General features: G+C 41.5%; 20 protein-coding genes. All 20 read right to left on the bottom strand.

Annotation, left to right across the window (positions count from 1 at the left end; translation table 11 throughout):
- Positions 1 to 71 precede the first annotated feature (71 nt).
- The 20 genes from G601_RS25275 to recG all read right to left on the bottom strand — a co-directional run bounded on the left by G601_RS25275 (position 72) and on the right by recG (position 23,646).
- The gene (locus G601_RS25275) at positions 72 to 1,112 is read right to left on the bottom strand and encodes a ribonuclease E/G (protein WP_026665895.1); all 1,041 of its coding nucleotides are present in this window, start codon (positions 1,110 to 1,112) and stop codon (positions 72 to 74) included.
- On the bottom strand, positions 1,105 to 1,860 hold the full coding sequence (locus G601_RS23645) for a TIGR03936 family radical SAM-associated protein (protein WP_051205915.1): 756 nt from the start codon (positions 1,858 to 1,860) through the stop codon (positions 1,105 to 1,107). The genes G601_RS25275 and G601_RS23645 overlap by 8 nt, the downstream gene beginning before the upstream one ends.
- Before the next feature lie 60 nt (positions 1,861 to 1,920).
- A complete protein-coding gene (locus tag G601_RS0115440) occupies positions 1,921 to 3,801 on the bottom strand; it encodes a TIGR03960 family B12-binding radical SAM protein (RefSeq protein ID WP_026665894.1) in 1,881 nt (626 codons plus the stop codon).
- Positions 3,802 to 3,842: 41 nt separating this feature from the next.
- Positions 3,843 to 5,120 (bottom strand): bifunctional phosphoribosyl-AMP cyclohydrolase/phosphoribosyl-ATP diphosphatase HisIE, encoded by a 1,278-nt coding sequence (gene hisIE / locus G601_RS25825; RefSeq protein ID WP_035785249.1) that lies wholly within the window; start codon positions 5,118 to 5,120, stop codon positions 3,843 to 3,845.
- A gap of 47 nt (positions 5,121 to 5,167) precedes the next feature.
- The gene (gene hisB / locus G601_RS0115430; protein WP_026665893.1) at positions 5,168 to 5,755 is read right to left on the bottom strand and encodes an imidazoleglycerol-phosphate dehydratase HisB; all 588 of its coding nucleotides are present in this window, start codon (positions 5,753 to 5,755) and stop codon (positions 5,168 to 5,170) included.
- Between the two features lies 1 nt (position 5,756).
- Complete coding sequence (hisD, locus tag G601_RS0115425) at positions 5,757 to 7,052, bottom strand: histidinol dehydrogenase (protein ID WP_026665892.1); 1,296 nt, start codon at positions 7,050 to 7,052, stop codon at positions 5,757 to 5,759.
- A complete protein-coding gene (gene hisG / locus G601_RS0115420) occupies positions 7,052 to 7,699 on the bottom strand; it encodes an ATP phosphoribosyltransferase (RefSeq protein ID WP_026490660.1) in 648 nt (215 codons plus the stop codon). The genes hisD and hisG overlap by 1 nt, the downstream gene beginning before the upstream one ends.
- Before the next feature lies 1 nt (position 7,700).
- The gene (gene hisZ, locus G601_RS23640; RefSeq protein WP_035790831.1) at positions 7,701 to 8,813 is read right to left on the bottom strand and encodes an ATP phosphoribosyltransferase regulatory subunit; all 1,113 of its coding nucleotides are present in this window, start codon (positions 8,811 to 8,813) and stop codon (positions 7,701 to 7,703) included.
- Positions 8,814 to 8,905: 92 nt separating this feature from the next.
- Complete coding sequence (locus G601_RS0115410; RefSeq protein WP_026665891.1) at positions 8,906 to 9,439, bottom strand: Holliday junction resolvase RecU; 534 nt, start codon at positions 9,437 to 9,439, stop codon at positions 8,906 to 8,908.
- A gap of 24 nt (positions 9,440 to 9,463) precedes the next feature.
- Positions 9,464 to 10,519, bottom strand: coding sequence for an RluA family pseudouridine synthase (locus tag G601_RS0115405; protein ID WP_026490658.1), 1,056 nt, complete (start codon positions 10,517 to 10,519; stop codon positions 9,464 to 9,466).
- A 36-nt stretch (positions 10,520 to 10,555) separates the two neighbouring features.
- Positions 10,556 to 11,158, bottom strand: a complete 603-nt coding sequence (locus G601_RS0115400) for a hypothetical protein (RefSeq protein ID WP_026490657.1) — start codon at positions 11,156 to 11,158, stop codon at positions 10,556 to 10,558.
- Positions 11,159 to 11,175: 17 nt separating this feature from the next.
- Entirely contained in the window at positions 11,176 to 11,871 is a 696-nt protein-coding gene (locus G601_RS0115395) for a pseudouridine synthase (RefSeq protein WP_026665890.1), read from the bottom strand.
- Between the two features lie 101 nt (positions 11,872 to 11,972).
- The gene (locus tag G601_RS0115390; RefSeq protein ID WP_026665889.1) at positions 11,973 to 12,626 is read right to left on the bottom strand and encodes an HrpE/YscL family type III secretion apparatus protein; all 654 of its coding nucleotides are present in this window, start codon (positions 12,624 to 12,626) and stop codon (positions 11,973 to 11,975) included.
- A 15-nt stretch (positions 12,627 to 12,641) separates the two neighbouring features.
- A complete protein-coding gene (gene coaD / locus G601_RS0115385) occupies positions 12,642 to 13,136 on the bottom strand; it encodes a pantetheine-phosphate adenylyltransferase (protein ID WP_026490654.1) in 495 nt (164 codons plus the stop codon).
- An 18-nt stretch (positions 13,137 to 13,154) separates the two neighbouring features.
- Positions 13,155 to 15,743 carry an Ig-like domain-containing protein gene (locus G601_RS25265; RefSeq protein ID WP_051205913.1) on the bottom strand — a complete coding sequence of 863 codons (2,589 nt, stop codon included), beginning with the start codon at positions 15,741 to 15,743 and terminating at the stop codon, positions 13,155 to 13,157.
- Between the two features lie 69 nt (positions 15,744 to 15,812).
- Complete coding sequence (gene rsmD / locus G601_RS0115375) at positions 15,813 to 16,364, bottom strand: 16S rRNA (guanine(966)-N(2))-methyltransferase RsmD (protein WP_026665888.1); 552 nt, start codon at positions 16,362 to 16,364, stop codon at positions 15,813 to 15,815.
- A gap of 41 nt (positions 16,365 to 16,405) precedes the next feature.
- The gene (locus tag G601_RS0115370; RefSeq protein ID WP_026665887.1) at positions 16,406 to 18,643 is read right to left on the bottom strand and encodes a DNA gyrase/topoisomerase IV subunit A; all 2,238 of its coding nucleotides are present in this window, start codon (positions 18,641 to 18,643) and stop codon (positions 16,406 to 16,408) included.
- A 41-nt stretch (positions 18,644 to 18,684) separates the two neighbouring features.
- On the bottom strand, positions 18,685 to 20,607 hold the full coding sequence (locus tag G601_RS0115365; protein ID WP_026490651.1) for a DNA gyrase/topoisomerase IV subunit B: 1,923 nt from the start codon (positions 20,605 to 20,607) through the stop codon (positions 18,685 to 18,687).
- Between the two features lie 36 nt (positions 20,608 to 20,643).
- Positions 20,644 to 21,513, bottom strand: coding sequence for a DegV family protein (locus tag G601_RS0115360; protein ID WP_026665886.1), 870 nt, complete (start codon positions 21,511 to 21,513; stop codon positions 20,644 to 20,646).
- 66 nt (positions 21,514 to 21,579) lie between these two features.
- Positions 21,580 to 23,646: an ATP-dependent DNA helicase RecG gene (gene recG, locus G601_RS0115355; protein ID WP_051205911.1), complete on the bottom strand. Its 2,067-nt coding sequence runs from the start codon at positions 23,644 to 23,646 to the stop codon at positions 21,580 to 21,582.

Below are 23,646 nucleotides of genomic sequence, written 5' to 3'. Positions count from 1 at the left end.
TCGCTAACTGTGGTGGGATAAAAATTAATCCACTTATACCTCGTTAAGCGGCATACCATTGAATAATAACATCACATTTTTTTAATGTCAATAGTTTCTCTTAGAGATTTCTTTCTTTTCTCTCTCGTAAACTCAATGATACCTAATTTTGTCATATCTATAAAGGTCAGATTCATTGGATCATCCTTTATAAGCTCTTTTATATATCCGATAAGCTCATCCTTTGTTTCGCTGTTTTTAAGTGAAACAAAATCTATAAGGATCATTCCTGACAAATTCCTTAGTCTTATCTGTCTGTAGGCTTCCTTTGCTGCTTCCTTATTAAGATTAAGGAAGAACTCCTCGCTTTTCTTTAAATCCTTGCCGGAGTTTACATCAATGAGATTAAGTGTCTCCGTCTGCTCTATTATAAGAAAAGCTCCCGAATCAAGCCAGACCTTCTTTTTAAAAAGGTCATCTGTTTTACTTGTAAGGCTGTAATGAACTATTAGCGCAAGTCTCTTTTCCTCTTCGTCATAGAATTCTATAACTGCATTTTCAGAAAAAACATCTCTGTCTTCGAGTAGTTCCTGATGTATATCAGCTACATCCGTCACAAGCTTATATTCAGTATCGCCTGTGATTTTCTCCATAGTGTCGCATACATTTTTTATGTCATCTGCGATGCCTGAAATCTCATTACTTATCTGCTGATACTCTTTTCTTGTTCTGGCAATTGCAAGAAGCTGATCCATATCACCATTATAATCGGCTTTGGCAAGATCAATTTTACCGGTTAGCCTTGCCTGCTTAAGCTTCATCTCCTCGACGTTTATCTGAACCAGAACAATATCTCCCGGCCTTATCTCTTTTGAAGAATCTACGCTTCTGTTAAGAATATTCTTCACAGGAATCGCTTTTATAGGAAGAAATCCTATTCCGTGCTTTCCGCCATCCTTTTCAAATCTGACAAAGGCGGCATTAAGATTGGAAACTATATTCTCAACTCTTCCGACATAAATATTACCTGTTCTGTCTCTGGAATCAAGAACATCAATCAGCTCTACCTTGTTTTCATAAAAACCGATTGCAGTCAGGTGTTCATGCCAGTTTGTTATAACTACTTCAAACATAAATCTTTCCCTGTGTCAGATTCTTATCAGAAGTAAAGGACAACTCAGACATGCTCTCAGGTATCATGGGCTGAATGTAATCTCCCTTATCATCAGTACCTGAAAGGTAGGTCTCAAGCCTATGGAAAACAGCTGCAAATTCCTTCATCTCTTCGCCGGCAAAGCTAAAAAGGCTCTCTGTCAGAAGCGCAGCCTTAAGGTTTGAGCTGCTTCCTGCTGATAACAGCACATGGATTCTGTTATCAGGTAAAATCTCCCACTTATAAATAAGCGGCTTTATATCTATTGTCTTCTCACCATTTTTAGTCTTCTTAACAGCAGGAATCTCCTTCTGATCCATGAAGTCACTAAAGGTCTTTTCAAGATCAAAGGAAGGCTCTTTTCCTTCTCTAAAGGAAATAATGTATTCTGCTGCGGCTACGCTGGTCATGGCATTTACGCTTTTTTCGGGAAGCTCTGTAATAGCTGTGATTACGAAGCCTTCGTTCATGGCGCCGTTTAAAGCATCCATTACTGAAGCTACGTTTTCCATGCTCATTACAGTCATGTCCATATAGTCACCATCAGTTGTTGAACCTACGCTAAGGGGCTGTGCAAATGACAAAATCTGATGCGGACTGTAGCCTTCACTATATTTTATGTCTATTTCAGCGCGTCTGATTGCCTTCTGAACATATCGCATTACGTCGAGATGGCCAAGAAAGCGGATTGGACCGTGCTTTGAAAATTTTAATCGTAATTTATTCATATGACCTCATCCGGCACTGCGTGCCACCTTCTCCCTCTGGGAGAAGGCTTAATAATATTATTAAACACCTGTTTTAGGCTGGAAGCAGATTCCTACGCCGTAGCCGGCTCCGCCACAGCCCATGCAGGACTGTCTGCAATTAGGTGAAACCTTGGCTTCCTTGGAGGTCTGCCATTCTCTCCAGAGGAATTCCTTGGACACGCCGCAATGGAGCATATCCCAGGGAAGTATTTCATCCTTTGTTCTTTCACGCTTTACGTAGAACATGGGATCAAGTCCGGCCTTCTCCATCTCTTCCATCCAGATGTCATTTTTGAAATACTCGCTCCATGCATCGAAGATGCAGCCGCGCTTATAAACGTTATAGATGACCTCTGAAAGTCTTCTGTCACCTCTGGCAAGGATTCCCTCAAGCATGCTGGCGTCAGCCTCGTGCCAGTTGTACTTGATGTGCTTCTGGTTAAGCTGAGACATAATGCCCTTACGGGTGATGCTTGCCTTATCAAGGAACTCTTCCTTTGTATTCATGGATGCCCACTGGAAGGGTGTGAAGGGCTTCGGTACAAAAAATGAGGTGCTGGCAGTAATCTCAATAGTTCTGCCGTTTCTCTTTTCCTTGGGAACGGTCTCAAAATACTCTACCGCTATCTTATTGGCGATATCACCGATTCCTTCAATGTCCTCAATGGTTTCTCCGGGAAGACCAAGCATGAAGTAGAGCTTAACCTTGTTCCAGCCGCCCTCAAAGGCTTCGTGTGCACCTTTAAGAATATCCTCTTCAGTAAGTCCCTTGTTTATTACGTTTCTCATTCTCTGAGAGCCGGCCTCAGGCGCAAAGGTAAGTGATGACTTTTTAACATCCTGAACCTTACTCATAACGTCTAATGAGAAGGCGTCAATTCTAAGAGAAGGAAGTGAAATATTAACCTTGTGCTGATTGCAGTAATCGATAAGGAAATCAAGAAGCTCGTTAAGGCCTGTATAATCACTGGTACTAAGTGAGCTTAAGGAGATTTCCTCATAGCCTGTGTTTTTAATAAGAGTCATAGCGTACTCTTTGAGCTTATTAACATCCCTCTCTCTTAAAGGTCTGTAAAGCTGACCTGCCTGACAGAATCTGCAGCCTCGGATACATCCTCTCATAACCTCAAGAACAACTCTGTCCTGAGTAACTCTGATAAAGGGCATTACAGGCTTCATAGGATAATAGCTCTCAGTGAGGTCAAGGCATATTTCCTTCTCAACGACCTTGGGAACATTTTCCTTCAAGGGCTCTATTGCCTTGATTGTTCCGTCCTCGTTGTAGCTGATGTCATAAAGTGAAGGCACATAAATTCCGTGAATCTGTGAGCATTTATATAAAAACTCTTCCCTGCTTGTGCCATTTTCCTTGCACTCCTCATAGAGATCGAAGATCTCGCGATATTTTGTCTCGCCTTCACCAATATAGAAAAGGTCGAAGAAATCCGCGATAGGCTCCGGATTATAAGAACAGGGGCCGCCACCTATAACAATTGGATCATCCCAGGTTCTGTCCTTTGTATAAATAGGGATTCCTGAAAGATCAAGAACCTGAAGAATGTTTGTATAGCACATCTCGTACTGCAATGTGAAGCCAAGGAAATCAAAGTTCTTTACGGGATCCTGAGACTCCAACGCAAAAAGCGGTATATTTTTCTCTCTCATTACGCTGTCCATATCAGCCCATGGAGAAAATACCCGCTCACACCATACATCCTCATATTCATTAAAAAGACCATAGAGTATCTGTATCCCCAGATGTGACATTCCTATCTCGTATACATCAGGGAAACAAAAAGCAAATCTGATTTTTATGTCAGATAAATCCTTCACAGCACTATTAACCTCGCCTCCGATATATCTCTCGGGCTTACTAATGCTAAGAAGGATCTCATCTGATAACGCTAATTTGTCGTTCAAATTACACCTCAAATATTTTCAATCTCGAAAAAGGTGATTTTTTATCTTCTGGCAAGCTCATCTGTAATCTCTTCCCAGCCAATTCCTTTTTCTGACATAAGTACCATCATATGATACAGGAAATCTGCCATTTCGTAAATGAGTTCATTTGAATTTTCATTTTTTGCTGCAATAACCATCTCTGTGCTCTCTTCACCGACCTTCTTGAGAATCTTATCAAGGCCCTTGTCGAAGAGGTAATTGGTGTAGGAGCCCTCTCTGGGATTGAGCTTACGGTCGTTGATTACTGCAAAAACGCTGTCCAGAACCTTTTGAGGATTCTTTTCAGTGTACTTCTTGGAAGTAATGTCGTTGAAGAAGCATGAATAGCTGCCTGTGTGGCATGCAGCTCCTACCTGCTTAACCTTTGCAAGGATTGTATCCATATCGCAGTCAGCGGTAAGCTTTTTAACATACTGGAAATGTCCGCTGGTCTCGCCCTTAAGCCAAAGCTCGTTGCGGCTTCTGCTAAAGTAGGTCATTCTGCCTGTTTCAATTGTCTTGTAATATGACTCCTCATTAAAATAAGCAACCATAAGTACAGCGTCTGTACGGTAATCCTGAACTACAACAGGTACCATGCCGTCGTTATTCTTCTTTAAATCCTCCCATTTATACTGTGGAAGCATTCTGTTTACGGCAAGATCATTTTCAGCACAGATACTCTTCATGTTTCTAATTTCAGAAGAGTTCCTGTTTATGGCAGTTCCGGATAAGCCGCTGACATTAGGTATTGCCATAAGGTCAAGCATCTTATCAAGAGAAAGATGCGGAAGGCTTAAGATAGTAGGAAGGTTAATATCAGATGCCTTCTTGATCTCAGAGCTGTTGAGCAAAATAAGCTCATCAGCATATTTCCTGATACTTTCATCATACTCTGCAATTCTGTCTGTTTCCGTATAGCAGATGCAGATCTTATCCTTTCCGAACTTCTCGGAAACCTCCTGGAGAATATCTATATTGCCCTGCTTGGAAAAATTGAGACATGCCTTTTTGCAGCCTGCGTATAAAAGCTTTTTAATATCCTCCATACGCTTTACGTTTCCTGCTCCATAGATGTCACATGAAACCTTTCCGCATATATCCTTTATAATATCAAGTGATTCTTCATGCTCAGCGTCACCATTTGACATATCATATATTATGATCGCATCGCAGTCATCATTATCAAACTTCTCTGCAAGACCTGCAGGTGACTCATCGATAACATCTGCATTCTGAAGTGAGCTTACTGCCTTTCCATGAAGTAAAAAAATGCACGGCACAAATTTTTTAAGCATATAGATCCTTATCTCCCGGTTTAAATGTATTTAATATTACTTGCTATTTATAAACTGCCCTTTGTACTTAAGACTCCGCTAACTCTCTCATCAAGCATTGTCGCTTCATCAAGAGCCTTGGCAAATGCCTTGAAGGCAGCTTCAATTTTGTGGTGGTCGTTTATACCAGTGAGCACTCTGAGGTGAAGGTTCATCATGGCACCATAGGATACGGAATAGAAAAATTCCCTGACAAGCTGTGTATCGAACTCTCCAACCATAGGTGCTGTAAACTCAGCATCCATCTCAAAATATGGTCTTCCGCAAAGATCGATCGCACAAAGTACCAGCGACTCATCCATAGGAAGAAGGAAGTTTCCATATCTTTTAATGCCCTTCTTATCACCAAGAGCCTTAGCTATGGCCTGCCCAAGAACGATTCCTGTGTCCTCAACTGTGTGGTGACCATCAACGTTTATATCACCCTTTGCATCGACCTTAAGATCAAAGAAGCCATGTCTTGCAAAGGCAGAAAGCATGTGGTCAAAAAAGCCAATGCCTGTATTTATTTCTGATTTTCCGGTTCCATCAAGATCAATCTCAATGGTAATATCCGTTTCCCCTGTTTTTCTGGTAACTTCAGCTTTTCTAGCCATATCAGTCCTCCTCAAATCGAACCGCAATAGAGTTAGCGTGAGCTGTTAAGCCCTCATTCTTAGCGAACAATTCGATATCCTCGTGAACCTTCTTAAGTCCCTCTTCGGAGTAAGCGATGATGCTTGTCTTTTTAACAAAGTCATCAACTGAAAGAGGTGAGAAAAATCTTGCAGTCTGGTTTGTAGGTAATATGTGATTTGGTCCTGCAAAATAATCACCAAGAGGCTCTGAGGAATATGCACCAAGGAAAATTGCACCAGCGTGCTTGATCTTAGGCATAACCTCGAAGGGATTAGCTGTGATTATCTCCAGGTGCTCTGATGCGATAGCGTTAGCTGCTTCAATAGCATCCTCCATGCTATCAGCAACAAAAACGTATCCGTAATTATCAAGAGACTTATTGATAATCTCAGCTCTCTCAAGCTTTGCTGTGAACTTATCGATTTCTACGGATACATCCTCAGCAAGCTTCTTACTTGTTGTGATAAGAATCGCACTTGCCATCTCGTCGTGCTCAGCCTGTGATAAAAGGTCAGCCGCTACAAATTTGGGATTGGCTGTCTCATCAGCAATTACAAGGATCTCTGAAGGTCCTGCGATGGAATCGATTGAAACATAACCAAAGCATGCCTTCTTTGCAAGCGCTACGAAAATATTGCCGGGGCCTGTGATCTTATCAACCTTCGGTACTGACTCCGTTCCAAAAGCCATAGCTGCGATAGCCTGAGCTCCACCTACCTTGTAAACCTCTGTAACGCCTGCGATGTCAGCAGCCACCAGAGTTCCGGGATTTACCTTTCCGTCCTTTGAAGGAGGTGTGCACATTACGATTTTCTCAACGCCTGCAACCTTGGCAGGTACTACATTCATAAGAACGCTTGAAGGATATGCAGCCTTTCCGCCGGGAACATATACACCGGATATCTCGATAGGAATTATTCGCTGTCCGAGAATTGAACCATCAGCCTTAGTATCAATCCATGTATTTCTCTGCTGTTTTTCATGGAAAACACGAATGTTCTCAGCACTCTTTTTGATAACCTCGATGAACTTGTCATCCAGTGCGCTGTAAGCTTCCTCTATCTCTTTTCTTGTAACCTTAATTTTATCAGATGTAAGGTCAAAATGGTCGAATTTTGAAGTGTATTCGAATAAGGCTTTATCCTTATTCTCCCTTACGTTATTTATGATATCTGCTACGATTTTTTCATATTCACCGTAGTTGGAGGGGCTTCTCTTAAGAAGCTTATCAAGAAGCTCTCCCTTTGTATTTTCATTTAATTCAAGTATGCGCATTACAGATTCTCCTTCATGTCACTAATCAATTTGTGTATTCTATCAGATTCCATCTGCATGCTGACCTGGTTGACAATTACCCTTGCAGATAATGGACATATCTCTTCAAGAACGGTAAGTCCGTTTTCTCTAAGAGTACTTCCTGTTTCAACGATATCAACAATTACATCTGATAATTTAACTATAGGTCCCAACTCTACAGATCCGTTAAGCTTGATAATATCAACGGTCTGCTGCTTTCTGTTATAGAAATAATCCCTTGCGATTCTGGGATATTTACTTGCAACCTTTATCATTTCGTGATGATTCAAAAGCTCTCTTGCGGATTCAGGACCGCATACGCACATTCTGCATTTTCCAAAGCCAAGATCAAGAACCTCATATACGCTGCGGTTCTCCTCCATGATGGTGTCCTTACCGACTATACCGATGTCAGCAGCGCCATATTCAACGTATGTTGGAACATCAGGTCCTTTTGCCAGGAAAAATTTAAGCTTGAGCTCTTCGTTTGTAAATATAAGCTTTCTTGTCTTTTTATCGGTAACCTCCTGACAGTGGATTCCGCACTTTTCAAGAAGCTCCATTGTAGAATCAACAAGGCGCCCTTTTCCAAGAGCAAATGTAAGATATCTGTCTGTATTATTCATATTAATTTGCCCCCTTAAGTATTGCGCGCTTGCCCTCTGCTCTGTAAGCCTTGGCCTTTGAAAGTGCTTCTCCGAAGTTGTCAGCTGTATATTCGATTACTATAGGCTCCTTACGTCCAGGCAGGCTGATATCCTGTCTGTAAAGCGCATTCATAAGATCATCAAGATTGATCATGAAGCCAATAGAAGGAGCGCTTTTTCCAAATCTCTCAAGAAGATTATCGTATCTTCCGCCCTTGGCAATGGCATCACCAACGCCGTAGGTATAAGCACCAAACATTACGCCGGTGTAATAGTTGAATTTACTGAGCATTCCAAGGTCAAAGGAAATGTACTGTTCAATACCGTAGTCACACAGAACCTTGTGAAGCTCCTGCAAATGATTTAATGCCGCAATTGATCTCTTGTTATTAACGAGCTCACCTGCCTCCTTCAAAATGCCAACGCTGCCAATGCATGTGGAGACGCTTTTTATCAGCTCTCTGTACTTGGGGTCAACCTCAGCCTCCTCCATTATGGTGTCAGCTGCAAAGGCATTACGGTTAACAAGCTGCTCACGGATCATCTCTTCTGTATCAAAATCGATTCCGGCTTCTTCACAGATACCATAGTAATAATCTGCATCGCCTATGCTTACCTTAAAATCCTTAAGTCCTGTTGAAGATATAGTTTCAACAAGAAGTGCTATCATCTCAGCGTCCGCATAGATTGAGCCATCGTTCATGAGCTCAGCACCGATTTCTGTAGATTCCTTAAGCTTTCCCTGAAGATTATGGGTATTAACAAAGGTCTTACCGCTGTAGCAAAATCTTACAGGTTCATCATCCTCAAGAAAATACTTGCTGGCGCATCTTGCAACCGAGGGAGTGAAGTCAGGTCTAAGGACCATTGTCTCTCCATCCTGATCAAAGAACTTATAAAGTTCTTTTGCGCTGTTATCAGAAATCTCTTCCTCAAAAACATCAAAAAACTCAAATGTAGGTGTATCGATCTCATCAAAACCGAATAACTTCATCTGATTGCAGATAGCATTCTTTACCCAGGTTCTGTCACTGCACTGTGATCCGTATAAATCACGTACTCCTTCTGGTGTGTGTAAAAGCCTACGATTCATAAATATCTCTCCAAAATATACTTTAGTGTGTTAACGTGCTACCTTGTTACTACATTAAATTTATTTCAGTTTATAGGAATACAATTTATTTGTCAATCTCTTTGCTCAAGATCCTTCTGTAATAGGTTCAAATATGGAATAAATACTTCTAAATCATTGGAAATAACATAATCAGGATCAAGCTCATCATACCGAAAGCTCTTTCTGCCTCCGGCAAGGGCTCTGTCCCAGAATTTTTTAAGATGTCTGAAGGGCAAATAATAGAATTCTCCCCTTGTTGTGAAATGTATAAGAAAAAATGCAACTCCATCCTGCTTCTCAAAGCTCTCCATAAAGGCCACCTGGTGAGGATGGATGTTCTCAAGAGCAAATGTATCCTTGCTGCACTCCTTGGCATCAAAGCATACAGGAATTCCCTGTACTGCACCGATATAATCGACCGTACTTTTCTGATCGAAGTAAGCAAGGGTTATGTGTCTTGTCTCTTTTTCAATTTTGATGGGAGTTATGGGAGTAGGGATTTTCTGGATCAGAGCCAGTTCCTCTTCCTGATATCTTTCGTTTGTTCGATTTATCAGTTCCTCCAAGGCCTGTCCACGAAGCCCCCTTGAATTCCATGTGGCCATACTAACTCCCCTGTTTTTAGATCATTAAAATAGATTATCAGATATTTTTTTATATAATTGCGGTATATCTGCCTCAAAGTTTTTACCTGACAGATATGAAAGTTCCCCTTCAATCTCAGGGAATTCCAGCTTGTATGAATGAAGGAGCTGATATTTAAGTCCATATTCCTTTTTTATAAGCTGATTTATTTTATTGCTGCCATATTTTGAATCACCGATTATAGGATGCCCGATTGATGAAAGGTGCGCCCTTATCTGGTGAGTCTTACCTGTGTGAAGAAGAACCTGAAGCTCAGTAAGCTTCTTCTCACTATCGTTATCAGTTAAAGTACCTCTCCTTAATACCTTATATGAGGTCTTTATCTCAGAAAAATCGCTCTCCTTAAGCTTTCCGCCCTTTGGAATCTCGTCATAGAGCTTTACTCTGTTGGTCTTCTCGTCCTTATACAGGAACCCTGAAATACTTGAATCCTCTTTAACGTCACCTACAACAATAGTCTTGTAGTATTTGTGAATTGACCTGTCCTTAAGTATCTCAGCCATCTTCTGAGCACCTATAAGGCTCTTGGAGCATATCATCATTCCGGAGGTGTTCCTGTCCAGTCTGTTACAGACAGAAGGCCTGAAGGTCGAAAGCGACTGAGCTGAAACGACCTTTTTATCAAGAAGATATCCGATGAGCCACTCGTTAACGCTAACGTCGTTCCATTCTGCCTTCTGGGATAAAATTCCGGCAGGCTTATTTAATAAAATGATATGCTCATCCTCATATATAATATCAATATTTTGATATTTTTTGTATGCTTTTACAAACTCTCCCGTCTGGTCTGCGTCACCGTTAGAGCCTGACTTTGCATGCTTATTTACGAATTTATCAAAGGTCTCATCTGAAAAGAAAACAGCTATGGTGTCACCCACATTAAGCTTTTCCTTTCCGTCAGCCTTTTTACCGTTAAGGGTTATATTTTTCTTCCTTAGCATCTTAAACAAAAAGCCCATTGAGCATTCTGAAAAATAACTTCCAAGGAATTTATCCAGCCTTTTACCTGCTGAATTATTATCTATCTTTATTTCTCTCATATATTTACCTATTACAAATTACAGCTACAAGCCTGTTTACAGTGAAATAGATAAAAGTACCAGTGCGCAGGTTTCGACAGTTCCGGGAACCCATGCATTCTCTATTGCCACAGGATCGATGTTCTTGGCTGCGCGAATCTGTTCGAGCTGATCAAGTCTAGTGCAGAAGGCGTTTATGTCCTTGAATACCTTCACCGTGTAGCTGCTATAGCCACTCTGTGCTATCTGATTTCTTATATGCTTCTCACAGTTTTGAATATCAAGCTCTTTATTCTCGGTAAAGCAAACTACGTTCTTATCAAGAACTGTTGCTGCAGCGATGCTGTAGTTCTCTTCATAGCTAGTCATCTCAAGGTCATATCTTATAAGAAGACCATTTCTGTGACTCTCAATTATCTCGTGAGCCTTTTCAGAACAGGGATGCGCCTTTAAATACATGATGAAGTTAACTGCGCTAAGACCTGTCGGAAGGCATCCAACAGCAGCGATTATACTAAATACGCTTTTGTTTGATTTATTGATTATAAGTCCAGTGAAAAATATTATTAAGCATATAGCAAGCGCTATTATCGTTCTTATTGCTGCAAATTTGCGATTATACTCTATATATCCAAAGCTTCCCTTAGCTACTCTTTTCATAACAACCTCAAAGTGATTTATTTTAGTAAATTAAGCTCATCATCCGTAAGCTCTCTGTAATCTCCAGGCTCAAGTTCAGGATCAAGAACAAGGCCGCCCATTCTGATTCTCTTTAGGAAAACAACCTCATTACCAACAGCTTCAAGCATTCGCTTTACCTGGTGGAATCTTCCTTCATGAATGATGAGATGGAGAATATCACCCTCCATAAATGCCTTTGCCGGAAGTGTAGGCTCATCATCACCTATATCAACACCTGCTTCAAGCTTTTCAAGATCAGCATCAGACACAGGGTTCTTGGTATGAACCTCATATTCCTTCTCCACATGCTTTTTGGGAGAAAGAAGCCTGTGAGAAAGCTGTCCGTCATTGGTTATAATAAGGAGCCCTTCGGTATCCTTATCAAGCCTTCCTACAGGAGCAAGATTATTATCATAGCCTGTATCAATAAGGTCAAGGACTGTGGTGTCATGGTTATCTCTTGTTGCTGAGACCACGCCCTGGGGCTTATTAAGCAAATAATATCTGAATTCCTTATAGTTTGCAGTAAGGCTCTCCCCTGAAAACAGTATCTCATTTACTGTAGGGTCGATAGCCATTTCCGGCTTCTTGGCGATTTCGCCATCGACAGAAACCATTCCGTTTTTTACAAATTCTTTTATCTGTTTTCTGGTTCCAAGTCCGCAGGAGCCAAGAAACTTATCTAATCTCATAGTGACCTCATTAGATTTTGTATTAAAATAGCTGCCGCATGATTATCTCTGCGGCAGCCATGTAATCATTCATTGAATAAGCCAAAATTGATTTAACAATATCAAAGCATATCAAGATTAAGGCCATCATCTTCCTTATAATCATCCAGTGAAGGGCTTATCTCTGTCATATTAGCTGATGGTCTTACAGATTCCTTAACACTAGCGGGAGTAACGCTGGGCGGAACCAGATCAGCTCTGTTCGACTTAATGGTCTCACTGTAATTGGTTAAATCCTTAAGTAAGGCGTTATTAGCAGCGCTTGTAGTATCAATTGCCTTATTAACAATCTCCTCTACATCAGCTAAAAGAGAATCTGTATAGCTTACGGCAGCAGCCTTCATCTGATTAGCTTCATTGGTAGACTTTGTTAAAATCTCCTCAGCCTGCTTAGCCGCATGAGCTATAACCTCATTAGCCTGTGCATAAGCCTGCTGCATGATCTCATGCTCATTTATCATGGTATGAGTCTGCTCTGTAGCCTTATCGATCAAGTCCTTTGCCTTTTTGCGGGCATCCTCAAGTATAGCCTCTTTATTGCTGATAATAGTCTGATATCTGCGAATTTCCTCAGGAGTCTTACTTCTAAGCTCTCGAAGAAGCTCGTCAATTTCTTCCTTATTGACAATGATATTTGTGTGAGAAAGAGGCTGGTGCTTACAGCTTTCAATAAATGTTTCTATTTCATCAATACATTGTTCAATTCTACTGCTCATACTATAAATCCCCCTTTACGCTTTATTCTCATACCCGTATTTTTTATAAACCATTTGTGCAACCTCAGGTGTTACGCATCGGCTTATATCCCCGTGGAAGCTTGCGAATTCTCTAACAGTTGAACTGCTAAGATATGCGTACTCAAGACTTGTGGTAAGGAAAACCGTATCAACCTCATTATGTGAAAACGCTCTGTTAGTCTGCGAAATCTGAAGTTCATATTCAAAATCCGTAATAGCACGAAGTCCTCTGAGCAGAATTTTAATATTATTCTCTTTACAATAATCGATGATGAGACCTTCATAGGAATCAACCTCAATATTGCTGAGATCTGCAGTAGCTTCTCTTATCATCTTAACACGTTCATCAGGCGAAAACAACGGACTCTTGGCGGTGTTAACGCTCACGACAACAACCAGTTTATCAAACATTTTGGATGCTCTCTTAATAATATCGAGATGACCTAAAGTGATAGGATCAAAGCTTCCGGGATATACAGCTATTTTCATATTTTTAAAACCTCTTTTTTATTTAACCCTTACGGTACAGGTAGCCTTGTGCTTACCGTCAGCAGACTTGGCTGTAATCTTAGCCTTACCTTTGCTGAGAGCTACAAGATTACCGTTTGCATCAACAGAAACAACACCGGGCTTATTACTCTTCCAGGATACTTCCTTGTTTGTAGCCTTCTTAGGATTAAACTTAACGCCAAGAGTAAATCTCTCGCCTACAGCGAGCTTAAGTTTTTTCTTTGTAAGCTTGATTGATTTAACTCTCTTAGACTTCTTAACCTTAATCTTAATCTTAACCTTGTATCCGCCATCACGGGAAGTACATGTAACTGTGCACTTACCGGGCTTCTTACCGGTTACAACACCGCTCTTACTTACGCTGGCAACTGACTTATTGCTGGATTTATATTTAATGCCCTTGTTGCTTGCCCATGTAGGGAATACATAAGCATTGATAGTAGCCTTGCTACCTGCATATACAGTAATGCTTCTTGTATCTGCATCAATAGTCTTAACATGTCCGTCTGTTACAAGAACACGGCAGCGAGCCTTCTTACCACCTACTACAGATGTAGCAAAGATCTCACACTCACCGTTTCCAACACCGTATACGATACCAAGAGTATTAACTCTTGCAACTGTAGAATCTGAAGAGCTCCACATTACAGACTGGTTAGTGCTTCCCTTAACTGTTGCCTTAAGCATAACTGAGCTTCCAACACCTACTGTAGCGCTACCCATATTAAGAGATACGCTTACGCCTGAAGTGTTTGTTCTTTCCTTAGAAGTAAAGTCTGTGGTGCTTGTGGGATATACGTAATTAAATTCTGCAGTGTTATAGTCATCATATCTTGTATGAACAAATGTAAGGTACTTTGAATTGTAAGTATAGGATACTCTGTCAAAGTTCTTACTACCCTTAAGGAACCACCATGTAGCAGGTGATTCTGCACCCCAGGTACTGTCAACGTTGTAATAATAATTACCAATCTTTACTATATTCCAGCCATGGCCGCCACTGTTTCCAAACTGTCCACCATCACCTGCGATCATTCGGCAGTCAACTCCGGCGATAAGCATCATTCTATAGAATAACAGAGCATATCCCTCGCAGACAGTATTTCTTGTAACTACAGCTGAATAGCATGACCAGGGTAAATAATCACCTCTTGCCTTTTTAAGCTCGAAGCTGTGATCATAAGAAACATTCTGAACGATCCAGTTATAAGCACGTCTTGCCTTCTCATAATCAGAAGGAGCGCTTGTAAGACCAAGTTTCTTTACAAGCTGATTTATAGCGTTGGTTGTAGCAACCTCCTGTGCATAGTTATGTGTATATACATACTTAACCTGGATTGAACCATAGGTAATACCATCAACATAAGCAACTGATGACTGATAAGCTCTCATGATTGAAGCCCACTGTACATAGTCACCCTCATTCGGTACACCTGTATGCTCAAACGCGATCGGAATCATGCTGTTGAGGATTTTTGTCTCGTTGTAGATTCCGGGAAGCTTAAAGTTAATTGTGATAGGAGCCTGTCTTGCCATAACTCCTCTCTTACATGCTTCACCCATCTCCTGCATTGATGTGCAATTACCGTTTGAAGCCATAAGTGCCTTAACGTTTGATGCAGAATCAACACCTGCACCAAGAGCCTGAAGCTCTTCATCGCTTACATCAATGAGGTTCTCATATACAGGGTTAACCTCTGCAGTAACCTCTGTAGTTGTGAAGTTAAGAACTGCAGATACATCATATACAGAGAAGCTTTCAGCATCATAGCTTACAACAGTTTCTTCATTACCGTCATAAACATCTGTAGCATCATCATTAACATCTGCAGGAACCTCAGTAGTTACTGCATTGTCATCGATATGGAATACCTGAACAGATACAGAGTCATTCTCATTATTTAAGTCAGCGAGCTTATCATTAAGAGTAATCTCTACAGAAACCTTGTCATCGGGCTCAAATTCCTGACCATCCTTAATAAGTGTGATATTAAAGGATGCTGATTCATAAACAACTGAATCCTCGGGAAGTACCTCATTTACAAGGTCATCAGTTTTTTCTCCGCAAACCTTATTTACCTTTTCTACTGATACCTCTGTGCCTGTAGGAACAACGCCTGCTTCAGCATAAAGCTTAATTGTATAACCGTCTACAACTGTTTCGAAGTTAAACTCTTCAGAATAGGGAACCTCAGCATTACCATCTGATACTGCCTCGTCCTTATCTTCTGTGTCCTCTGTCTCAGCGTTACCGTCTGATACAGCTTCCTCGAATTCATCATCTGATGAATCTGCCTTATCCTCAGTAACCTCTTCGTCCTTTTTGTCATTGCCTTCTTCAGTAACTGTCTCTTCTTTTGTTCCCTCTTCCTTATCTTGGGAATCATCAATGTTCTCTTCTGTAAGATCAGCATCTCCGTCACTTACAGCCTGGTCTGCATCAATAGAATCCTCAAACTCTGATACGATTGCAGGAGTTTCCTCTGTTCCTGCAGCAAGAACCTCCATGGAAGCACCGCTTTCCGCAAATAAGAGCGCACTTAATACCAGCGCTAATTTGCGCTTTCCCCAAATTTCTTTTCTCAAAATCTCTCTTCCTTTCTGTGTATACCCCTCTCACAGAATAAATATATAACCAAGCACGAAATCAGTTAATTAAACACTTTTCTTCATGAATACGTGCTGATTAGTCTTATATCTTTTCTCCTTGACGATTTCAAAACCATTATCTTCAAAAACTGATAAATCCATATCCAGACTACACTCAGCAATAAGCATCGTATTTTCTGTCACATAAGGCATCTTTGAAAGAAGCGCGAAGGTTCTCTCATAAAGGCCTGATTCATACGGCGGATCGCAGAATATAATATCGACTTCCGTCTCCTTAACATTCTTTAATCCAACAAGAACGTCCTGCTTTAATACAGTGGCTCTGTCTTCAAATTTTGTAGTTTGCAGGTTCTGATTGATACACTTAACTGCTTTAATATTATTCTCAATAAAATATGCCTTCTTTGCGCCTCTTGACAGAGCCTCTATGCCAATGCCTCCGCTACCCGCGAAAACATCGACAAATACAGCTCCCGGTACATCATTTTGCAGCATATTAAAAAGAGTCTCTTTGATTCTGTCCTGAGTAGGTCTTGTTTCATTTCCCTCAGGTGTTACTAATCTTAGTCTTCTTGCTTCACCGGCAATAACTCTCATAAATATCTCCAAATTTTAATCTATAAAAACGCAACAAGTTATTATAAACGAACTTTGGTTCCTTTGGTATCCCTACTTGTGATTTTCAGGTGATCAAGCTGAAGCTTCTTGTTGTTGTGCTCTATTGTCTTCTCCTCGGCTTCACCAAGATAATAAACCTCTCTGATGAAGTCCTTGGCACCAAGTCTCATTCCTCGAACACCCACAGCGCTCTTTTTCTTCTCAGGAATATCTGTAACATTAAATCTTAAGAAGAATCCTGCCTCAGACTGGAATACAACTGTGCTTATCTCATGGACCTCATGAACACTTACAACCTCATCACCCTCAGCAAGCTTTGTTGCAGCAACTGTTCTTCTGGAAACATCGAACTCACCGCCATCAACAATCTTGGTGTTGGCCTGCTTTGTTACAAACATGATTCTGTAAAGGTTAAGGCTGCTCTGACTTGCCACATAGATAATACGATCACTTGTGGTATCGAAATCGCTGACATTATCAATGGGAACACCCTTGTCACGCATTCTTCCAGCAGGAAGATCCATAGCCTTAATTGTATGGAGATTACCGCTGGCAGTGAAAATACATACCTTACCGGTATTCTTCATGATAAATGAATATCTGAAATCAGCCTTGATGGTCTCGAGATTCTTCTCATAGGTAGTAACATCAATGGTCTTGGCATAGCCAAAGCGGTCCATTATAAACGCTACGTCGATCTCTTCAACCGGCTTCTCCTCATAAACAGCATCCTCAAGGTTATCGATAACTGTCTTTCTCTTTGAGCCGTAGCGCTTTCTGATCTCGCTGAGCTCATTCTGGATAACAAGGGACATGGACTCATGATCCTCAAGTATATCCTCATAGCGATAGATCTTGGCAATTGTATCCTCATGCTCCTTAACAAGGGCATCAAGCTCTAGTCCGATGAGCTTATACAGTCTCATCTCAAGGATTGCTTCTGCCTGTCTCTCTGTGAAAAGAAGCTGAGCTGCCATGGCCTTTGAAGCCTCGCTCTTAAATCTGATACCCTCAGTATTACCGTTAACAAGGCAGTCCTTAGCCATAGGTCTGTCCTTTGAACCTCTGAGGATCTCAATAACTATATCAATTACATTGCAGGCCTTGATGAGACCTTCCTGTATTTCCTTTTTATCCTGCTCCTTATGAAGGAGTGTTGTATATTTTCTTCTTGCAGTCTCAAACTGGAATTCAACTACAGCCTTCATGATGGACTGAAGACTCATGGTCTCAGGTCTGCCATCACAGATAGCAAGCATGTTTACACCGAAGGTATCCTCAAGCTTTGTCTTCTTGTAGAGAAGATTGGTGAAGTTCTCTACATCAGTATCCTTCTTAAGCTCGATTACGATACGGATTCCTTCCTTTGATGACTGGTTAGAAATATCAATAATATCGTTAGTGATCTTCTTTTCAGCAAGGTCAGCAACATCAGAAAGGAACTTACCGATACCTGCACCGATCATGGTGTAGGGAATCTCAGTAATTACCAGGTTAATATGACCTGCCTTTCCCTTCTCGACCTCAACCTTACCTCTGACACGAACCTTACCCTGTCCTGTCTCATAGATGGAGCGAAGTTCGTCCTTATTGATTACGATTCCGCCTGTAGGGAAATCAGGTCCCTTGATATATTTCATGAGCTGCTTTGTGTTAAGCTCAGGATTTTGCATATAGGCGATCTCAGCGTCAATAACCTCAGCAAGATTGTGAGGAGGTGTACTGGTAGCCATACCTACGGCGATACCCTCAGATCCATTAATTAAAAAGTTAGGGATTTTTACAGGTAAAACAGTAGGTTCACGCTCTGTCTCATCAAAGTTAGGGATGAAATCCACAACATCCTTATCGAGATCAGCCAGGAAATTCTCCTGTGTTATCTGAGCAAGTCTGGCCTCTGTATAACGCATAGCAGCGGCGCCGTCACCCTCGATATTGCCAAAGTTACCATGACCGTCAACAAGAGGCACTGCCTTCTTGAATTCCTGAGTCATAACAACGAGTGAGTCGTAAATTGAGCTGTCACCGTGGGGGTGATATTTACCCATGGTATCACCGACAATACGAGCACTCTTACGATAAGGTCTGTCGTATCTTATGCCGAGCTCATACATATCATATAAGGTTCTGCGCTGAACGGGCTTTAAGCCGTCCCTGATATCGGGAAGCGCACGAGCAACTATAACGCTCATGGCATAATCAATATATGATTTTTGCATTATCTCCGAGTACTCGGAGCGAATTAATTTCTCTTCCATATTACCTCATCCGTCAGCCTCGCTGACGCCTTCTCCTTGATTTAAATATCCAGTTCAGCGTCTGTAGCGTGCTGGTGTATAAAGTCTCGTCTCGGCGGAACCTCATTACCCATGAGGAGCTCCGTCATATGTGAAGCCATCTTGGCATCCTCGATCTCAACAAGTCTCATCATTCTGTTTTCGGGATCAAGTGTTGTCTCCCAAAGCTGCTGAGGATCCATCTCACCAAGACCCTTATATCTCTGAAGTGTGAAGGGTCCCTTGTGATTCTTACGATATCTCTCAAGAGCTGCATCATCGTAGAGATATTCTTCCTTACCTCTGCTGGGCATTGCCTTGTAAAGAGGCGGCATAGCTATATAAACATGGCCCTCAAAAATAAGTTCGGGCATGAATCTATAGAACAGAGTAAGAAGAAGTGTCGCAATATGCGCACCATCGACATCGGCATCGGCCATGATTACTATCTTGTCATAGCGAAGCTTGGAGATGTCGAAGTCATTACCATAGCCCTCTGAGAAGCCACAGCCAAAGGCGTTGATCATTGTCTTGATCTCGGCATTTGCAAGAATCTTATCTATGCTGGCCTTCTCAACGTTAAGGATCTTACCTCTGATAGGAAGAATAGCCTGAAACTCTCTGTTTCTTGCCATCTTGGCACTACCACCCGCAGAATCTCCCTCTACGATAAAGATCTCGCATTTGGAAGCATCCTTACTTATACAGTTGGCAAGCTTACCATTTGAATCGAATGAATACTTCTGCTTTGTAAGAAGATTTGTCTTTGCCTTCTCTTCTGTTTTTCTGATCTTGGCAGCCTTCTCAGCACAGCCGATTATTGATTTTAATATCTCAAGGTTACGGTCAAAGAAACGTGTAACCTCATCACCTGTAATCTGTGACACGATCTTGGCAGCATCCTGGTTATCCAGCTTGGTCTTAGTCTGACCTTCAAATCTGGGATCCGGGTGCTTAATGCTGACAACAGCTGTCATGCCGTTTCTTACATCAGTTCCGTTAAAGTTGCTATCCTTTCCTTTCAGGACACCAATCTCTCTTGCGTACTGATTGATAATATTGGTAAACATGGTTTTAAAGCCGGTGAGGTGTGTACCACCCTCGGCATTATAAATGTTGTTACAAAAACCAAGTATATTTTCATGGAATTCATTAACATACTGAAAAGCCACATCTACGGAAACGCCATCCATCTCACCGCTGTAGAAAATCACATCTGTAACGGCTTCCTTGGATTTATTCATATCTCTGATAAATCCGGTGATTCCCTCAGGCTCGTGGAACTCGATATATTCCTCAGTGCCCGGTCTGTCATCTATATAGATGATAGTAAGCTCGGGATTAAGATAGGCAGTCTCATGGAGTCTGGATTTTATATCCTCCTCTCTGAAGCGTGTCTTCTCAAATATAGTAGGATCAGGAAGGAAAGAAATGGTTGTACCATGATCTCTCGTCTTACCTACAGGCTCAAGCAGCCCGTTTTTAAGCTCTACTGTGGGAACGCCTCTCTCGTAGGCATCTTCATAGATCTGACCGTCAGTCCTTATCTGAACCTTAAGCCAGGTAGACAAAGCGTTAACAACAGATGAACCAACACCGTGAAGACCACCACTGGTCTTATATGCATTATTATCGAACTTACCTCCGGCATGAAGCATAGTGAGAACTACTCGCTCAGCGGTAATTCCCTTAGCGTGCATACCAACAGGAATGCCTCGTCCATTATCCTCAATGGTCGCACTTCCGTCAGGATTAAGTGTAACCGTTATCTGAGAACAGTGACCGGCAAGATGTTCATCAACTGCATTGTCTACAATCTCGTAGACAAGGTGATTAAGTCCCCTTGTTGAAACACTTCCGATATACATACCGGGTCTCATTCTTACAGCTTCGAGACCCTCTAAAACTGTAATGCTCGACGCATCATAGTTATTATTTGTTGACATAAAACTCCCCAACCTTACTAAAACTTTTTCTTATCCTCAAACATGAACTTTTCTGGAGGCAGCTATTGCAAGTGCTCCGGGTCCGATGTGACATGAAACCACCAGTGAAAGGGGATCCATATGCATCTGATAGCCGGGGAATGCAGCCTCTACCTCGCTCTTAAATTCATTTGCTTTTTCAAGATCGTATGAATAAGCACCGCAAAGGTGAACATCATGTGCATCAATTCCGCCGAATCTGTTTTCAAAATCAGCGAGCATGGCGTTTATCATAATATTCTTACCCTGTGTTGCAGTTCTTGCCTTCGCAAACGCATCAAGCTTCTCCCCCTGAATCTGAAGAACAGGCTTAAGCTTAAGCAGTGTACCAAGGGCTGCAGCAGCCGGTGTTATTCTTCCGCCCTTTTTTAGGTAATAAAGTGTATCAAGCATAATGTAAATACTTGATTCAAACTTAACCTCTTCGAGCTTTTCCTTTATCTCTTTACCGTACATGCCCTTGTCACGCATCTCTACAGCATCAAGAACAGACTGTCTCATAGTTACGGAGATACGCTGATTATTAACTACGAAAACCTTATTCTCGTAATCATCGGCAGCGAGCATCGTAGCAGTCTGGCAAGAGCTTGAAAGACCACTACTGAGCGGTATATAAACTATCTCATCATATTCCTTAAGCATCTCATCCCACAGCTCAAGAGTGGATCCCGGGCTGGGCTGACTTGTTGAAACATCAGCTCCCTCAGCAAGCTTCTTAAAGAAGTCCTCCTGAGTAAGATTAATGCCTTCTAAATATTCAACACCATCAATCATAAAGGGCGTAGGTATTACCTTGATACCTAAAGCCTCTCCCTCAGCAGGCATAATTCCGCTGTTTGTATCAGTTATGATTGCAACTTTTGACATGTTTTCCTCCACGTAAGTACACTATATATTGTATTAGTCGAACACATACTCTACTAAATTTTACTTTTATAAAGCCGTAAAGTCAAATAAATTTGAGGAAAGCCACTCCTTAAGCGGTGCATTTTCTTCCATTATGAGGTCCGGATCCTCTGAAAGCAGCGTATCTGCAAGGCTTGCCGCCTCTCTTATAAGAGCAGCATCCTGATAAATATCTGCCACATGGAAGGACATCTCTCCGCTTTGTCTTATACCAAAAAGGTCACCGGGACCTCTCTGTTTTAAGTCCTCCTCTGCAATCTTAAAACCGTCATTTGAATGATTCATGATATCAAGGCGCTCCTTTGCCTCCTCGCGTCCTGAGGTATTAATGAAAATGCAGTATGACTGAGCTTTTCCTCTTCCGACTCTTCCGCGAAGCTGATGTAACTGAGCAAGGCCAAATCTTTCGGAATTCTCGATCATCATTACAGTTGCATTAGGAACGTTAATACCTACCTCTATAACCGTCGTGGAAACAAGAACATCTATATTACCCGCAGCAAACTCTGCCATTATCTTTTCTTTTTCAGAGGGCCTCATCTTTCCGTGGAGCGTACCAATCCTGATATCAGATGGCATTGCGCCTTTTAGCTTATCTGTATAGTCGGTGACATTCTCGACACCGTCCATCTCACCCTCTTCAACCATTGGACATATTACATAAGCCTGATGCCCCTTTGATATCTGATCAGCTATGAATTTATAAGCTGTAGGTCTGTACTCCGTACCAACTACGCAGTTCTTAATAGGTATTCTTCCTATAGGCATCTCATCAAGAACAGAGATGTGAAGGTCTCCGTACAGGATAATAGCCAGGGTTCTCGGAATGGGTGTTGCACTCATTGCTAAAATATGAGTATTTTTTCCTTTTTCAGAGAGTTGTTCTCTTTGCTTAACACCGAATCTGTGCTGCTCGTCTGTTATAACCAGGGCAAGATTCTTGTAGGATACCTTTTCCTGAATAAGAGCATTTGTTCCGACTATGCAGTTAACTTCGCCGCTCTCTATGCTCTCCTGGGCAATTCTCTTTTCCTTTGCAGTTAAAGAGCCCACAAGCAGTACCGGCTTTAGAGGAAGCCCGTACTCCTTCGCCATCTCCACAAATGACTCGTAGTGCTGCCTTGCAAGGACCTCGGTAGGCGCCATTATTGCACCCTGATAGCCATTTTCAGCAGTAAATAAAAGTGATAAAAACGCAAGAATAGTCTTGCCGGAGCCAACATCACCCTGAATAAGCCTGTTCATCACATGCTCGCCCTCAAGGTCATTTTTAATCTCATACCAGATAGACATCTGTTTACCGGTCAGCTTATAGGGAAGCTTTTCAATAAGTCCATCTGAGAAATCAGATGAATTATAGACGTAATCATTTATGGAAACATCCTCTTCCCTTTTAAGGAATCTGAGCTTTAATATAAACTGCAGAATTTCATTAAAGGCGATTCTCTTCCTTGCCTCTGTAAAGGCCTCCATATTAAGAGGGAAATGAATCTTCCTTACTGCTTCCGAAAAATTCATCAGCTTCATCTTGTCGCGAATATAGGAAGGAAGCATTTCCTCTAAATATGGAGTACTGGGAATAGCCTGCTTCATAGTCTTAATGATAAGCTGATTGGAAAGTCCCTTTACAAGAGGATACTTGGGCTGCATTGAGCCCATTATTTCCATATAATCCTCAGTCTTGTACATCTTTGGCTGCTCTATTACATAGCCGCGGCCCTTTCTCTGAATAGGTCCTCTAAAGACATAATAATGCCCGGGTTTAATATTATTTCTCATGAAAGGCATGTTGAAATAAGTGATCTGTATTTCGCCTGTCGTATCGGATGCCTTAAAGGTGAGAATACTTAAGTTTCTAACCTTCTTCACAGCAATATTGGATGAAGGCGTAACTCTTACAGCACTTATTTCTCCCGGAACAAGATCAGAGACATTCCTTATTTCCTTACAGATGTCATAGTCCCTTGGAAAATACAAAAGCAGATCCTGCACGGTTTTAATTCCGCACTTTTCAAAAAGGGCGCTGCTTTTATCGCCAACGCCCTTTAAAGAAGATACATGTTCAATTAATGATGGATTTTTTCTACCCGTCAT

It is taken from the genome of Butyrivibrio sp. FC2001 (assembly GCF_000424125.1).
GTDB lineage: Bacteria > Bacillota > Clostridia > Lachnospirales > Lachnospiraceae > Butyrivibrio.
Note: the sequence above shows the minus strand (reverse complement) of the source record. Positions and strands in the feature narration are given on the sequence as shown.